We start from the raw sequence: 16,795 nt of genomic DNA, 5'->3' as shown, positions 1-16,795 counted from the left end.
TTTTAAAATTTAATAGTTAAGGCCATTCCGTAAACCGGATTGGCGGTGAGGGCGTCTGTATCCAAGAAAGGTTTAAAATCCAAACTTAGATCATCGTCCACGTTAAATTGTTTTAGGTGGGCGTCTACATTGGCGTCCACAATATTTAGGACATACATTCCAATAGTGACCAAGAGCCAAAGATCTCTATCGCGCTGGTATCTTTCCTGGGCATTTTCCAAGGCCTGGTTAGAAAAGTCTGGAGGAGAACCTGGTGGATTAGGGGTTCCTAGGTCGTAGAACTCATCGTCGGTAAATCCGGCCTGTCTGCGTTTAAAGGCGGTTCTGAACCGGTTGTACAGGTCGTCGTTATAGGTGTAGGCGTATACCCCTGTTCCTATGGCTGCATAGACTATGGGGACCTTCCAATACCGCTTGTTATAGATTTGACCCAATCCGGGAAATACGGCGGAATAAAAGGCAGCTTTACTAGGTGCCAAGGGATTGATACCCTTTTTTTTGATTTTTAGGGTATCTATTACCCTAACGCCCTGTTCCTTTAGGGTCTGCTGTACAGAATCTGGTTGTTGTTCCTGGATGTCCTTGTCTTGGGCAAGGCCTAGGGCGGTGACCAGAAAGCAGACTACCAGCAATAGAAAGCACTTATTCACCCGTGATCAATTTTTTTAATCGATTGAATTCTTCCTGGGAGTGAAAAGGAATGGTAATCTTTCCTTTTCCTTTTTCAGTGGCCTTAATATCTACTTTTACATCCAGGTAGTCGGAGAACTTTCGCAAGTTCTTGGAGATAAACTCTGGACTGGTTTTGGTTTTCTTTTTATCTTCTTTAGCGGGATCTTGGTTTGCGGCAGCTTTTCTTTCCTGATATTCCTTTACGGCCTTTTCCGTATTTCTTACCGATAGGTTTTCGCCAACGATTTTTTCATAGAGGGCAATTTGATCTTCCTTTTCCTCAATGTTTACCAAGGCCCTCCCGTGGCCCATACTTACGAAGCCGTCCCTTATCCCTGTTTGGATTATAGGATCTAAACGCAATAAACGCAGGTAGTTGGTGATGGTAGACCTTTTTTTGCCTACCCGTTCACTCATTTTTTCCTGGGTTAATTGTATTTCATCTATCAATCTTTGATAGGAAAGGGCTATTTCTATGGGGTCTAGATCCTGTCGCTGTATATTTTCTACCAACGCCATTTCCAAGGACTCTTGGTCATTGGCAATACGGATATATGCAGGGATGGTTTCTAAGCCCACTAATTTGGAAGCCCTAAAACGACGCTCACCAGAAACCAATTGGTACTGGTTAAAATCTAACTTCCTTACGGTAATAGGTTGTATCACCCCTAATTCCCTGATGGAAGAGGCCAGCTCGTGAAGAGCCTCATCATTAAAATTAGAACGGGGTTGAAAAGGGTTAACCTCTATGGTATTCAGATCTAATTCTACAATATTTCCTACCACCTTATCGGCATTCTTATCGGAAGCCGACTGAATATCGTTTTCGGGGTCTTTTAATAAGGCCGATAGTCCGCGGCCCAACGCTTGTTTTCTTGTCGCTTTCGCCATTATACTTTCTCCTTGTTTTTCACTACTACTTCATTGGCCAAATTTAAATAATTGGCTGCTCCTGTACTACTGGCATCATATTTTATAATGCTTTCGCCATAACTTGGTGCCTCGCTCAATCGCACATTCCTTTGGATAATGGTGTCGAAAACCATTTCTGAGAAGTGTTTTTTCACTTCCTCCACAACCTGGTTAGAAAGGCGTAACCTAGAATCGTACATGGTAAGTACCATTCCTTCTATATCCAAATCGGGATTGTGAATCTTCTGAACACTTTTAATGGTATTCAATAATTTCCCCAATCCTTCCAATGCAAAGTATTCGCACTGTATAGGGATCATAACAGAATCTGCCGCTGTAAGGGCATTTAAGGTTAAGAGTCCCAAGGAAGGTGCACAGTCTATAAGAATATAATCGTATTCGTCTTTTAGCTTTTGGGTTGCATTTTTCATCATATACTCCCTATCATCCTTGTCTACCAATTCTATTTCAATGGCAACCAAGTCGATATGCGATGGAATAAGATCCACATTGGGAGAGGTGGTCTGCACAATAGTTTCCCTAGCAGTTTTGGAATGTTCTAACAATTGATAGGTTCCCATTTCCACAGTTTCCACATCCACTCCTAAACCGGAGGTTGCGTTGGCCTGAGGATCGGCATCAATTAATAAGACTTTTTTTTCCAAAACTCCTAAGGCAGCTGCTAAGTTTACCGAAGTGGTAGTTTTACCTACGCCGCCTTTTTGATTTGCAATAGCAATTATTTTGCCCATTATCATAGTAAGTTAGTGGGTAAAAATACGATTATTTACGTTGTTATAAAATGTATTTTGTTAACAGGCGAAAAATAGCGACTTTACTTCGCATTCACAAGGGATAGAATCTGCGATAATCCCTTATTTTTAGGGGTGTGTGCTCCTCGTTAGTCTAGCAGAATCTCCAAAACTTGGATGGCGGTATTGCTAATTTTTCTCCCTGGGCCAAAAATAGCCACCGCTCCGGCTTCGTATAAAAAATCATAATCCTGCTTAGGGACCACTCCCCCTACGATGACCATAATATCTTGCCTGCCGTATTTTTTTAAAGCCTCTAACACTTGGGGAACCAGGGTTTTATGTCCGCCTGCCAAGGAGGATATCCCTAAAATATGAACGTCGTTTTCTACTGCCTGTTTTGCGGCTTCTGCCGGGGTTTGGAAAAGGGGGCCAATATCCACATCGAACCCAATATCTGCATAGCCGGTAGCCACTACCTTGGCTCCCCGGTCATGACCATCCTGACCCATTTTAGCGATCAGTATCCTAGGTCTACGTCCCTCCTGAGTGGCAAACGTATTGGCCATTTCCTTCGCTTTTTCAAAGCTATTGTCGTCTTTTATTTCCTTTGAGTACACCCCAGTAAACGATTTTATTTCTGCTCTATGCCTTCCAAAGGCTTTTTCTAGGGCGGTGCTTATTTCGCCCAAGGTGGCTCTTGCCCTAGCCGCCTTTACGGATAAAGCTAATAAATTATTATCACCTTCCGCAGTATTGCTGCTATTTATGGAAGTGGTATCCTTCATCTTTTCTTCCGCTGCAGCGGTAAGTTGGTCTAAGGCGTGCTGTACTTCACTGGCATTCCTATTAGTCTTTACTTGTTGTAACCGCTCTAGCTGTTGTCTGCGTACTTCTGCATTATCCACTTCCAATATCTGAAAGCTATCTACATCTTCCCCTGCTTGGTATTTGTTTACGCCCACAATAATATCCCTGCCGCTGTCTATGCGGGCTTGCTTGTTTGCTGCCGCCTCCTCTATTCTAAGTTTGGGGATACCTGCTTCTATGGCTTTGGTCATCCCACCCAACTCCTCAATTTCCTGGATTAATTTCCAGGCCTTGTGTGCAATTTCCTGGGTTAGGGTTTCTACATAATAGCTTCCTGCCCAGGGGTCTACGGTTTTGGTGATGCCTGTCTCTTCTTGTAGAAATAGTTGGGTGTTACGGGCAATCCGGGCCGAAAAATCGGTGGGGAGCGCAATGGCCTCGTCCAAGGCATTGGTATGCAGGCTTTGAGTACCGCCAAATACGGCTGCGGAAGCTTCTATGGTGGTCCGGGCAACATTGTTAAAAGGGTCTTGTTCGGTAAGGCTCCACCCACTGGTCTGGCTATGGGTGCGTAGGGCCAAGGACTTATTGTTTTTAGGATGAAACTGTTTTACCAGTTTAGCCCATAACATACGCGCTGCCCTCATTTTTGCAATTTCCATAAAATGATTCATGCCAATTCCCCAAAAGAAGGAGAGCCTAGGAGCAAAGGTATCTATTTCCAAGCCTGCCTTTAGTCCTGTTCTTATATATTCTAACCCATCGGCAAGGGTATAGGCAAGCTCCAGATCGGCCGTAGCCCCAGCTTCGTGCATATGGTAGCCCGAGATGCTAATGCTATTAAATAGTGGCATGTGCTTGCTGGTAAACTCAAAGATATCGGCAACGATTTGCATGGAGGGAGTAGGGGGGTAGATATAGGTGTTGCGGACCATAAACTCCTTTAGGATATCATTTTGGATGGTGCCCTTTAATTGTTCTAGGGAGACGCCTTGTTCCTCGGCAGCAACGATATAAAATGCCATAATGGGGAGAACTGCCCCGTTCATGGTCATGGAAACGGACATTTTGTTTAGGGGGATGTCCTTAAATAATATCTTCATGTCCTCTACGGTGTCTATAGCCACTCCGGCTTTTCCCACATCGCCTACCACGCGTTCGTGGTCACTGTCGTATCCTCTATGGGTGGGGAGGTCAAAAGCTACAGAAAGCCCTTTTTGTCCCGCCTTTAAATTTCGCTGGTAAAAAGCGTTACTCTCTTCGGCTGTAGAAAATCCGGCATATTGTCTGATGGTCCACGGGCGTTTAACATACATGGTGCTATAGGGGCCCCGAAGATAGGGGGGGATTCCGGCAGCAAAGTTTAAATGTGTTAGCCCTTCTACGTCCGTTGGGGAATATTTTTCCTTTAGTGGAATTCCCTCGGCTGTTATAAATGGATCCCGCTCGTTTTTTGGATCGTGGGAATCCCCATCGGTATCCAGCTGAATATGTTGAAGATTTTTTCTAGCCATTTATTTCATTTCTTTTTAAAAGTATAGCGCGAGGTTTTTCAGTAGCACCTTGGGGTGATTGGCCCTTTGGGAAAATAGCCAATAATTACTCCTGTTCCAAACGCTTTTGCTCCAGTACCTCGGAAAGTCTTTTTTCTATAATAGGTTCAATCAGGGTTTTTCTGGCCTTGGTTTTAACAAAAGGATATAGTTCTAGTTGGTCTTTCATTTTGTCCTCGGCCGCTGGGTATTTGTTGGTCCCAACAAGGACGGTTTCCTTATTGTTGAAACCCTCTTGCTCTTTCTTGGCGCTCTCCTTTATTTTTTTCTGGATGAGCTGTTGTTTCAGCTGAGCCAAAAATCCGCCTCCTGCCTCTATTTGTTTAAATAGCTCTAGGCCTTTAGTGGCCAGTTGATGGGTAAGTGTTTCCAAATAGTAGCTGCCATCTGCGGGATTGCCCACCTTGTTAAAGTGGCTTTCTTCCTTTAACAACAGCAGTTGGTTTCTAGCCATTCTATTTCCAAACTCGTGGTCCTTTTTATATATGGCGTCGTAGGCAAGATTGCAGACTGTATGGGCTCCTCCGAGGATGGCAGACATGCATTCCGTGGTAGTGCGGAGCATGTTGTTATTATAGTCGTACAAGGTTTTGTTTCTCTTAGTAGGGGTGGCAATAATATGGCAGTCTGGTCTTGCACCGTAGGATTTTGCCACGGTGGCATACAGTTTTTTAAGGGCCCTAAGTTTGGCGATCTCAAAAAAATAATTCCCGCCAATAGCTGCCTTAAAAGTCATTAAGGAAGATTTTAAAAGGGGCTTGTGGTGCCGGTCTAAATGGTTTAGGTATTCATTGGCATGTGCCATGGCATAAGCCAGTTGTTGCACCTTATTTGCTCCTGCATTTTGATAAAGCCCAAGGTCTACGCTTAAAGTGTTGCTATGTCCCAGGGCAAGGATGGTATCTAATTGCTGATGATCTTCCTTCATATTGGAGAACCAATTGCCGCTGCGTGCTAAATTTCCAACAATATCGATGTTTAAAAAAATAGGGGAGGGCTCCTTGGCGGCGGCTTTCAAAACAGATTTGCAGAACGTATCGGAAAGGCACTGCAAATTAAAATAGAGGGGGGTTTTATTTAGGTCTATGTGTTGTAGTAGCTCCTTAGGGTCTATAGTATTATTTGGAACGGTAAAACAAATGGATTCTGCCCCTCGTTTAAGGGCGTCCAAGGCATTTTTGTTGGCCATTTCCGCATTGCCGGCATAAATTTCCTGAGCAATTCTCCAAGTTGCTATTGGAAACTTAGGTAGGGCTAGGGTATCCGTATCTTCCTTATGGTAAAACGGTTTTATTTTTATCCCTTCGGGCGATTCCCATACCAATTCCTCATTGTAATCCCCTCCCTTAAGGTCTACCTGTATTCGTTGTTTCCATTCTTTGGAGGAAATCTCCCTAAATTCACTGAACAAATCGGAATCACTCATCTTTATTGGATTTTTTACCGTCTTCGTATTCAATTAAATAAATCTCCTCGTTTTTCTTTTTTAGGTAGTACTGCTCCCTAGCAAATTTTTCGAGCTCCTCGGGATCAGAGAGTTTCTCAATAATTTTCCTATCCCTCGCTATTTCTTCCTTAAGGAATTCGCGTTGTTTTTCTAGGTTGTTGATTTCCCTTTTAAGTTCCCAATGTATGAGGAGGGAATTGGTGTCAAAAAAAACCATCCATATTAAAAAAGCGGTGAGGACCAATACATACATATTGGTGACTATGGCAAACCATTTTTTCTTTCTTATTTCTTTTAAGCCCATATATTATTATGCTAACTTTAGATTTATAATAGACCTAACAATATCTACGGCAACGGTATTGTATTTGTTGTTGGGGATGATGATATCTGCAAATTCCTTAGTGGGCTCAATAAATTGATTATGCATGGGTTTTAGCGTGTCTTTGTATCTTCCCAAGACCTCCTCTAGGTCTCGTCCCCGCTCATTAATATCCCGTTTTAGCCTCCTTAGCAGCCGTTCGTCCGAATCTGCATGTACAAAAATTTTGATATCGAACATATCACGGATTTGTGGATTGGTCATGATTAGAATCCCCTCTACAATCATTACTTTTCTAGGGTGGGTAAGGATAGTTTCCTTGGTGCGGTTATGTTCCACAAAAGAATATACCGGCTGTTGAATGGGATTTCCTTTTTTTAATTCTTGTAAGTGTTTTCCCAACAATTCGAAATCGATAGCACGGGGATGATCAAAATTTATTTGCGACCGCTCTTCATAGGACAGATCGGAAAGATCATTGTAATAAGAGTCTTGGGAGATTACCCCAACCTCTTCGTTTGGTAACTCGTTGATAATCTGGTTTACCACGGTTGTTTTTCCGCATCCGGTTCCTCCCGCAATTCCTATAATTAGCATTTCTTTATATTTTGCTTCAAAAATAACGATTTGGGATGAAAACCCGTAGCTTTTGATTTTGACAAAAGTAAAAGAGGTAGCCTTATTGCCTTCATGACCTGGGATTTACATGGGTATTATAAAGATAGACATATTAAGTCCCCTTTATCGGTTAACTTTAAAAGATTTAACATTCTGAAGGAACTGGAATTGCTTAAATACCAATAAAATAGGGGAATTGTAATTTTTTAGCATTCCCAAAAATTAACAAGAGGGAATCTTATAAATGAATAATTTTGTTTACTATATAATAAGCTTATAATTATTTTATGGGAAACAAGTTTAATCTAATTATACTCACCTTCTTATTTGCAACCGGTTTACAGGCTCAAAAAGACCTGCCCATCAGAACAATAAACTCTGAGGTAAAACCATTGGCAAGCTTGTCGAGCACCAGTCTGCAACAAAGTTTGGAACGTGAACTTATGTCCAATCCCAAGTGGAAGGCATTGATGAAAAACAAGAAAATGGCCGTAGGCTTGGTGGATTTAAAGAATCCGGAACAGGTGAAATTTGCTAGTATTAATGGAAATCATATGATGTATGCGGCAAGCTTACCCAAAATAGCCATTTTATTATCTTCCATGGATGCTTTGGAAAAAGGAGAGCTTACCGATAGTCCGGCCATTCAAGAGGATATGCGTATTATGATCAGTAAATCTAGTAACGCAGCTTCTACCAGGATGATAGATAGATTGGGTTATGATAAAATCCAGGCTGTTATGACAGACCCCAGATATAGGTTTTATAACGAGGACCTTGGAGGCGGACTCTGGGTAGGAAAGCGCTATGGCGGTGGGGGAGATACCAATAGGGAGCCCCTAAAAAATCTATCCCATGCTGCTACGGTGAATCAGGTTTGTCGTTATTATTATTTATTGGCAAATGGACAATTGGTAAATAGGGCTAGATCCAAGCAAATGTTAGATATTATGAGCGATCCTGAATTGCATCATAAATTTGTAAATACCTTAGACGTTATTGCGCCCAGTGCCAGGCTGTATCGAAAATCGGGATCTTGGAGGGATTTTCATTCAGACTCGGTACTAGTATGGGGAAAAAACCCAAATAGGCGTTATATTTTGGTTGCTTTGGTAGATGATGCCTCGGGAGAGCAAATTATTCGGGAATTGGTGAAACCTATAGAAAAAGTGTTGAGGGTTGGTCGTAACCAAGTGGCCAATAATTAAGTCTTGGGAGACTATCCAAAATTGGATTGGGTAGCATGGCAGTTTTAGGTCTTAATTTTTTAAATTAGCTTAGGCTTGATATTATAACGGACCACTAATTTTCACCTAAAGCATAGCAATTGAACTACCTGTTATCCCTGATTAAAACATATATATTAAAAGCATTTGATCTAAAGGAGGAGGAATTGACCAAAACGCTGCTGCTGCAGTTGAATATCTTCCTTATCATAACGGTTTTATTGATTGTAAAACCAACTATCAACTCCTTATTTCTCTCAGAACTCTCTTCCAGTGCACTTCCCCTTGGGTATGTGTTAACGGCCATTATGGCGATTACAGGCTCATTTTTTTATGACCGCGCCATGGAAAAGTATGCCCTTAATACTATCGTGGATAGGACCATAATTGGGTCGGTTATCTCATTGGTGCTATTTGGTATTGCATTTAGTTTTAACCTGGCTAGTGGATTTATCCTGTACATACCCTATGTATGGGTTGCGATATTTGGCCTGCTAACTGCCTCGCAGTTTTGGATAATGGCCAATTTAGTATACAATGTCCGTGAGGCCAAACGGGTTTTTGGTTTTATTGGGGCCGGGGCAATAGCGGGCGGAATTTTTGGAGGATATTTAACCTCTTTGCTGACCAAGATTCTCTATACAGAGAACTTGCTATTTGTTGCGGCAGGCTTGCTGTTGTGCTGCCTACCCATTACCCGGTACATTTGGAGGAAGGAAGTGGTGAAATTAAATCCTTTCCAAGTTTCGGGAAGATCCGGTCCTAAGGGCGAGTCTCCTTTTAAGCTCATTAAACAATCCAAATTATTAAGCTTAATTGCTCTGGTGGTGGGCATTAGTGTATTGATTGCTAAGTTGGTAGATTACCAGTATAGTGATTATGCCTCAAGATTTATACAAGACCAGGAGGCGCTGACTTCATTTTTTGGTTTTTGGTTTTCCACGCTCAGTGTCATCTCCCTATTGATACAATTATTCCTTACCAAACGGATTGTGGGGACCTTTGGGGTAGGGAAGTCCTTATTGTGGTTGCCAACGGGTATATTAATAGGATCTATCTTATTATTGCTGCTTCCCCAGCTATGGGTAGTGGTATTCATTAAAATAGTGGACGGGAGTTTAAAGCAATCCGTTAACAAGGCGGCAACCGAGCTTCTTTCCATACCCATCCCTATAGAAATTAAAAAGAAGACCAAAACCTTTACAGATGTAGTGGTAGATAGTATTGCAACGGGTTTGGCGGGCTTTATCCTGATTTTCTTTATCAACGCGCTTCAAATTCCCTCAACCTACATCAGCTTAATCATTATTGGGCTAATATCTATATGGCTGTATTTCATTTTTCACCTGAGAAGGGAATATATAGTTGCATTTAAGGGATTGCTGGAGCAATCTGGGGTAAAAAAGCAAAAAAGAGACAGGAATGAAATAAAGGTCACTTCCATAATAGATACGGTTATCCGGGTGCTGACCAATGGATCGGAAAATCAAATACTACACATGCTCCATAAAACCTTGGAAGTAAAGGATGAACGTTTCTTTAATGCCATTAAAAACCTGCTAGATAGTCCTTCTGCCAAGGTGAGGGCACTGGCTATAGAAAATCTGTACTTTCTTAATTCTCAAAATTTATGCGAACCGATGCAAGGAATGGTGTTGGATAAAGATCAACAGGTAACTACCTCTGCGTTCCGTTATCTCCTTAAAAACTACGACAAGGATCAAGTTCAGCTTTTTGATACCTATCTCAATATGGACGATCATACCATTGCAAATGCCGCTTTGATTGGTTTGTCTTTAGAATTGAGGAACAATGCGTTGTTGCAAGCTCGTTTTAGTTTGGAGAGCCGTATAGAAAATGCCCTATTCCAACTTGCGTTTTTAAGTGACGAACAGGAGAAAACTAATAAAACTCAGGCTATTTTGGAAGCTATTGGGAATGCCAAGGTAGAAAAGTTCTATGAGGTAATTAACACCCATATAGAGTCGGACAACACAGCGGTGGCTAATACCGCCATCCTAGCTGCATCAAAAACCTTAGACGAACGGTTTATAACGCTAATTATCCCTAAATTATCAGGAAAGGAAACGAGGAAAGCCAGCATAGAAGCCTTGTTTTTCTATGGAGAGCCTATCATCGATATTTTGTTCGATAAGATAGCTACGGACCATGGGTTAGATTTAGAAGATGCAGCGGTAGTAGTATTGGTATTGGAAAAATTTGCCTCGCAAAAGGCTGTGAACACCCTGATAAAATTAACTGGGGAATTGGAGCATACGGTGAAAATTGAAGCTATTGAGGCCTTAAAAAGGTTGAAGTGGAAGTATCCACATCTAAAGGTGAACGACCGATTTGTAGTGGATAGAATATTGGACGAATGTCACCTTTACCAGAACACCCTCTCTGTAATTCATTCCCAGATCATTATTCGGTACAAAAGAAATACGGAAACCCCGGAATCTCGCGAAGAAAACGATGCTAGAAACGGATTGATACATTTGTTGGAGTTGCGATTGGATAGGCAGTTACAGCGAATTTTTCAATTTTTGGGCATAAAATATCCCCCGCAAGACGTAGACCCCATCCTAAATTCCATCTTGCACGGAAAGGAGGAACAACGGATACATGCCATCGAATTTTTAGATAACATCCTGGATATTCAACTTAAAAAAGAATTGATTCCCGTGGCCGAATCGACCCTTGTAGAAACATTTTCCGAAAAAAAACTAAAGGACCTCAATATAAAGGTCCTTAGTGAATCTGAATGTTATTATGCCCTTTTAAAAAGAAAGGATGTTAAGTTGCGGCTGGCGGTACTTTATTTGATCCAAAAAATTAATGATCCTAAGTTTAATTCCTTATTGGAAATGGCTTTGAAAGACTCTCATGAAAAAGTGCGGAACAAGGCTGCCGAAATCCTAGAATCCTTGAAAAATCCTACTTCTTAATTATTTTATCGATACTACTGGCCAAGGTCATATGGTCTGTGGCCGAATTTTTTCGCAATACATTGGTCATTAGTACCACCATATACGTACAGTTGTCCGGATGCTCAATAATGGCTACCGAATTCATGAAATTACTGATGTTCCCCATATATTTTCCACAAGGTTCGCCACTGGTCTTGTTACATTGGTACAAACTCCCCGATTTAAAATAAACCGCTGCTTCTTTTAGGGCAGGGGATTGTGCATATCGGATCCTACGATCCGTCATATACATCAATCGCTTCATTTCTAAACTAGAGGCCTCATCTATGACGTTCCCTTGTTCTAATTGGATTAGAAACTTCATCAATCCCAAAGTAGATCCTATACTCCCCCCTTTATCGCCTACATATTTGTTGGCTCCAGAAGTGAAAAAACTTCCCAGGCGCCATTCATCCGCACCAATATTCAAGCTGCGCAAAGGCAGGTTTACAATATCGTTGGATAAGTCTGTGAGCTGTTTTCTAGGCGTGTTGTTAAAGTAGGCATCTGCCTCTTCCTGGCTGAGGTCTGGGTATGCCTGTCCGAAGGCCGACATAAGTAAGGCTTCCCGCCATACAATGCTAGCGGCGCCATTATTGCTAACAGAAAGCATGTGGTCTGCCCATTCAAACAAGGTAAAAACGTCGCTGGCCACCACCTGTCTTTTAATAAGTTTATTGGTCTCAACATTATAAATGGGAACGGTATGTGAATCGGTAAGGCCCCAAACTCCTGCTTTTACAGATTTTGAGCGCAAAAGTTGGATGCGTTTTTCGAACGAATCGGGATAGATTTTTGCCAATTGGTCAAATAATGCCACCAATACGGCCAGTTTCCCTACGCTTCCTGGTTGATAGCCCGCAGTCTCATTTCGTTTGGCATAGCGAATCTGATTTAGGTCGGAAATATCCAGTATCGCAAGGGAATAACTTTTATCCAAGCCTTTGAACAGTCCATTGATCTCTTTCTGAAAATTTTCATCTATAGTTAATAGTGCCCCTAGGCTGTCGTTCTTTTTTGGGAGAAGGTTAAGCTCTATATCCTCATAAGACTTAAAAGCCCCTTTTGGAAGTGGCGCATTCAATTTTATTTCCCCGCTTTTAACCAGTTCTAAGTACTTTAAGCGCTTTATACCGGTACGTAGATATCCGTCAATAGGGTAATAGTAAACCACGGTAAAGGCTGTACAGCTCAGTATTAGAAGGGTGTATATTAGATATTTTCGCATCTTATAATTTTTGTGAGAGGTTAATTTTCTTGGCCAGATTTATTTTCGGGGAAATGGATTCCAGATATTCGGAGCTCTGGGCTCTTTTATTTTCCACAAATGGTCTAATCTGGAACAACCATAACTTATTATTTTGGAAGCCTAATTCTACGTCATAGACCGCTTCATTATCAGCGGTGGTTTCTCTAGGCATAGTTTCTCTAATAGATTTTGCCAGGTCTCTAATGTCCTTAATATTTTGATGGTTAAGAATAAAGCTTTCAAAGGTAGCTACGTTCTTTTCCAAGCCACCGCTTGCCGGCAGTCTGTTGTGGTAGGGTTCCCTAGCAGGAGCTAGTAATTGGGTTCCTCCAGCGGCATAAATCTCATAGGTTTCTGCAGATTGCCCGTCTACTGCACCCCCAGCACCTCGGCTAAAGGCAACCGTTAAATCTTGGGGGCTACCAGAATTGATTCCCTTGGTAATTAAGACCCCAGAATAATCCACGTCTACACTGGGGATGACCAATATGGACGGGAATACATTTTCTGGATTGAGCAGGAATTTTTGTCTCCATTTATAACTGCGTTCCGTATAAGGGGAGGCCCATACATTTTTAATTCCCTCAATTATCTTTTCCTTGGTTACCACATTGAAGATGGTTAGGTTTAGTCCCGCCCCGGTAAAGTCTTTTAGATCTTCCATATTGGTGTCGCTTCTGAGGAAAACAGGGATCTCACCCAATTTATCTCCGAGGATGTCTGTAAATCCTTTTTCTAACTGCTGTAGGAATTCTACTTGCAGGGGTATTTTCTTTATTTCTTCCCTTAATACTTCCAGTTTTCGCAGTTGAAAGTTTTCTACCTCGCCAGGGCTGATTCCTTGAGCACTTAGGGCCTCGGCTTCCTTAAAGATGGCGTTTAAAAACTCCCAATAGCTAAGTTCTCCATCTGGCATCTTCTGATCCATATGCGATCTGAAAATTCCAAAAGGTATTACCAGGCCTTCCACCACTTTGTTGGGGAACATTTTCTTTAACTGCCCTAGATTGGCCGCTTTAGGGCCACAGAGTTTTCCCGAATCGCTTGCATCCACTTCCTTGAGGTCTAGGATATTGTTTTCTTTCAATTGAATGTGGTCTATGGGGACTTTCACTCGGTCTTCCCGGCGTTCTTTTTTGGAAAATAGGGCACGCTCCTCATCGGTCATATCAGCTTCGGGCTTCATAATTACATTCCCTTTATTGGAAACCGCATAAAACACACGTTTTCCATCATGTTTTAAGAGGTTTCTAAGGTTGTCATCGGCTAGTGCAGCGTTCGGAATACCTAAATTTCTAGCCAGGAGTTGTACATGGGAAACCATATTTCCTTCGGACACCGTGGCGATACCGGCTATAGGTTTTAAATCTGATGGAGGTCTTTGAAACACATAAATCTTGTCTGAAACTACTTCAATTTCATCGGGTGATCCATTTACAACCACTAATTCTCCCAAGGCATAACCCGCATTTAATCCGCGGAAGCCACTCTGGTTGGAAAGATCCATCACCTTATTGGTGAGGGCCGACTCTTTGGCGATGATATCGCCTAAATCACCCACTGCCTGGCCAAGATGAAGGGCTATAGATCCTCTAATGATATCATCTATATATCCATAGGCCTTGGGCTCAAAGCCTGTATAGGTGTCTACGACCTCCTGATAATTGGCCTTTACCATGGAAGAACTCCATTCTACCTCCCTACGGGCATGTTCTAATGTTGAGGTAAGATCTCCCAGCGAGTTCCCTTTGGAAGCTAGGTTTAATTGCTGCCACTCCACAAGTTCTATATATCCTGCCCCGGCGTTGGCCATTCCCAAATAACATACCTTGTCTAGGAGTCCATTTATATCTTGGGGTTGCCATTGGGGAGATTTTTTAAAAATGATTTCTTCCAGCTTTAAGGAGGCATCCAACAATTGTAATCTGGCTGCGGCAGATTCTTCCTCTATGATGGCCTGTCTTATGGAAAGCAGTAATTCTGCGGTTGCCTCTATTAATAAGGCGGTGTTTTTTTCCTCGGCAAATTGATTGACATAGGTACTTATCTCCTTGCCAATTTGTTTCTCAAGGACCAGCGAGGTTCTTTTTGGTAAGGCAGCAATATCTACAGGCTGGTAGAAAGTAGTCATGGTGCGGGTTAAAGCATCAATTTTTGTTCTGACCTCCGCACTTAGCTTGTCGTTGTGCTTTACTTTAAAAGCTTTTACCTTTTCGATATCGCCCAGATCGGGCTGACTATGGATTTTTACCCGTAAATCCATAAAGCTTGGTGCTAGGTCCGAAATTACCTTGGATTCGCTTCTAATCTTTTGGGCTAAATTATCATCTCCCTGGTGTGGTATGTCCTTTAGGGATTGTCTGATAAGGAAATAATGTTTTTTTAAATTATCGGTATCGGAGAGCAACCATTTATAAAATTCAACACCCCAGGCATCTTCGTCTTCGGACTGGATGGCCCCTCTATAATACTGACCTTTTTGTAGCACCCATCCATCATCTACCGATCTTAAATATTTATCTAGCTGATACTGCTTAATTCGGGAATGGTTATTCTCCTTATCCCAGAACGCTTCTTTATCGGTATAGGAAAGAATTTGACCAAAATATAGATGGTTTCTCTTCCCAAGATCAGTGACCGAGTTTTTATAGGTGGCGTGCTGCACTCCGGGGCCAATGTTAGCAGGACAAGGGTCTTTGGGCATACGAATACTGCCATCTGTACAAAACCACCTAATTTCTTTATAGGGGCCCCTAATATCCATTTTATAGGCTTGGATCAGTTCTTTTATTTCTTGATTATTCAATTTTTGTCCCCTGGCAAAATGAGGGAAATTAAATAGTAATAGGCATATAATCAGTAGTCTTATCATAATTTAAGTGGCAATCAGCGTATTTTTTTTAAAGGTAATTCCAATTATTGTAATCCCTTTCCTCCTACCTAATAAATTCGGTCAGATTTTTTAATTATCGTTCATAGACCTAAAATCACATCATCGCCCTTCCGTGAATACTGACAACCAGCCAGGGGATGTTTAAGCTTTGTTGAATTTGAAAATAAACCAAGCTTATAAGTTGTTTGATTGGGTTATTTGGGGTGCTTGGATTTTAATTAGCTGCCTGCCCCTACATTTAACCTTGAATGGCTCCCTGATTATTGCGAAAAATTTAATTACCTTGGAAGGATGTTTTACGCAATTATATCCTTTAGTATTTCCCGTATTGAGTAGGTTTTGGCTTCGATGTTAAGTCAGGAGGCGCCGGTTTTAGCTACTGGGGCATCCAAATAATCCTCTGAGGAAATGAGGCGTATAAAGCGTTAATACAACCCAATGTTAACCAGCTATTTTAGAAGACTATGAATAGAAGAAGTTTTATTAAAAATTCCAGTGTATTAGGAGTGGCTTCCATGCTGCCCCTCACTTCTTTTTCACTGAACGACAGGCCGAAATTTAAAATGGGGTATCAATTATTTTCTATCCGGGACCAAATGGCAAAGGATCCTAAAAGTACCTTAGAATATTTGAAGGGGTTGGGTTATGAGGATTTTGAGATCTATGGTTTTGATGCGGAAAAGGGCAGTTATTACGGGTATGCTTCCCAAGCGTTTAAAGAGTTGTTAGACCAATTGGGGCTAACCGTGAGTAGTGGTCACTATAATTTTTCGCCCTACTTAGATCAATCTGATGCCGAATTAGCACAATTTGTTGATAGGTGTATTGAAGGGGCGCATACTTTAAATAGTAAGTATATTACCTTACCGTGGATTGCACCGGAACAACGGACCATTGATAGCTATAAAATATTAGCCGGTAAAATGAATGCGATAGGGGAACAGGTTACGAAGGCAGGGCTTGGTTTTGCCTATCATAACCACGGGTATGAATTTGAAGATCAGAATGGGGAAAACGGATTTGATATTTTAGTTAATGAAACAGATCCAGCCTTGGTGAAATTGCAAATGGATATGTATTGGGTAGTGCGATCTTCCAAATACACTCCCCAAGAATTGATCCGTAAGCAACCTAAGCGATATACCATGTGGCATATAAAGGATATGGATAAGCTAAGTAGGGATTATACCGAATTGGGGAATGGTTCTATAGATTATGAAGCCATATTGCCAGATCCTAAAGAATCGGGCTTGGAATTCTATTATATAGAACAAGGCGGTAATTATAGCGAAAACTCTTTAAAGAGTGCGGCTAGCAATGCCCAATATTTTAGGAGGCGACTCCAGAGATACCTATGAATAGTATAAATAGC

At 41.6% G+C, this 16,795-nt stretch carries 12 protein-coding genes; 3 read left to right on the top strand and 9 right to left on the bottom strand.

Annotated features, from left to right (window positions below):
• Positions 1-2 precede the first annotated feature (2 nt).
• From BV214_RS09900 to udk, 7 genes are all read right to left on the bottom strand, one after another.
• Positions 3-650, bottom strand: coding sequence for a DUF5683 domain-containing protein (locus BV214_RS09900; RefSeq protein WP_223883385.1), 648 nt, complete (start codon positions 648-650; stop codon positions 3-5).
• A complete protein-coding gene (locus tag BV214_RS09895) occupies positions 643-1,563 on the bottom strand; it encodes a ParB/RepB/Spo0J family partition protein (protein ID WP_086477348.1) in 921 nt (306 codons plus the stop codon). The genes BV214_RS09900 and BV214_RS09895 overlap by 8 nt, the downstream gene beginning before the upstream one ends.
• Positions 1,563-2,336 carry a ParA family protein gene (locus BV214_RS09890; RefSeq protein ID WP_086477347.1) on the bottom strand — a complete coding sequence of 258 codons (774 nt, stop codon included), beginning with the start codon at positions 2,334-2,336 and terminating at the stop codon, positions 1,563-1,565. The genes BV214_RS09895 and BV214_RS09890 overlap by 1 nt, the downstream gene beginning before the upstream one ends.
• A 149-nt stretch (positions 2,337-2,485) precedes the next feature.
• On the bottom strand, positions 2,486-4,660 hold the full coding sequence (scpA, locus tag BV214_RS09885; RefSeq protein ID WP_086477346.1) for a methylmalonyl-CoA mutase: 2,175 nt from the start codon (positions 4,658-4,660) through the stop codon (positions 2,486-2,488).
• An 85-nt stretch (positions 4,661-4,745) separates the two neighbouring features.
• The gene (locus BV214_RS09880; protein ID WP_086477345.1) at positions 4,746-6,125 is read right to left on the bottom strand and encodes a methylmalonyl-CoA mutase subunit beta; all 1,380 of its coding nucleotides are present in this window, start codon (positions 6,123-6,125) and stop codon (positions 4,746-4,748) included.
• Complete coding sequence (locus BV214_RS09875; protein WP_086477344.1) at positions 6,118-6,450, bottom strand: FtsB family cell division protein; 333 nt, start codon at positions 6,448-6,450, stop codon at positions 6,118-6,120. Before BV214_RS09875 ends, BV214_RS09880 begins: the two co-directional genes overlap by 8 nt.
• Positions 6,451-6,456: 6 nt before the next feature.
• On the bottom strand, positions 6,457-7,065 hold the full coding sequence (gene udk, locus BV214_RS09870) for a uridine kinase (protein ID WP_086477343.1): 609 nt from the start codon (positions 7,063-7,065) through the stop codon (positions 6,457-6,459).
• A gap of 308 nt (positions 7,066-7,373) precedes the next feature.
• Between udk and BV214_RS09865 the strand changes: the two genes are divergently transcribed.
• Positions 7,374-8,294 (top strand): serine hydrolase, encoded by a 921-nt coding sequence (locus BV214_RS09865; protein WP_086477342.1) that lies wholly within the window; start codon positions 7,374-7,376, stop codon positions 8,292-8,294.
• Positions 8,295-8,413: 119 nt separating this feature from the next.
• Positions 8,414-11,260: an Npt1/Npt2 family nucleotide transporter gene (locus tag BV214_RS09860; RefSeq protein WP_245806772.1), complete on the top strand. Its 2,847-nt coding sequence runs from the start codon at positions 8,414-8,416 to the stop codon at positions 11,258-11,260.
• On the opposite strand, the gene BV214_RS09855 is transcribed toward BV214_RS09860, so the two are convergent.
• Both BV214_RS09855 and BV214_RS09850 read right to left on the bottom strand, forming a co-directional pair.
• Positions 11,250-12,509, bottom strand: coding sequence for a serine hydrolase (locus BV214_RS09855; protein WP_086477341.1), 1,260 nt, complete (start codon positions 12,507-12,509; stop codon positions 11,250-11,252). The genes BV214_RS09860 and BV214_RS09855 overlap by 11 nt on opposite strands.
• 1 nt (position 12,510) lies before the next feature.
• A complete protein-coding gene (locus BV214_RS09850) occupies positions 12,511-15,402 on the bottom strand; it encodes a PEP/pyruvate-binding domain-containing protein (protein ID WP_086477340.1) in 2,892 nt (963 codons plus the stop codon).
• A 485-nt stretch (positions 15,403-15,887) separates the two neighbouring features.
• Here BV214_RS09850 and BV214_RS09845 point away from each other — a divergent pair, with 485 nt between their 5' ends.
• A complete protein-coding gene (locus BV214_RS09845; protein WP_217868689.1) occupies positions 15,888-16,781 on the top strand; it encodes a sugar phosphate isomerase/epimerase family protein in 894 nt (297 codons plus the stop codon).
• Positions 16,782-16,795 lie beyond the last annotated feature (14 nt).

The sequence above is a fragment of the Arenibacter amylolyticus genome (assembly GCF_002150785.1).
Taxonomy (GTDB): domain Bacteria; phylum Bacteroidota; class Bacteroidia; order Flavobacteriales; family Flavobacteriaceae; genus Arenibacter; species Arenibacter amylolyticus.
The sequence above is the reverse complement of the archived record's forward strand: the minus strand, read 5'-3'. Positions and strand labels throughout refer to the sequence as shown.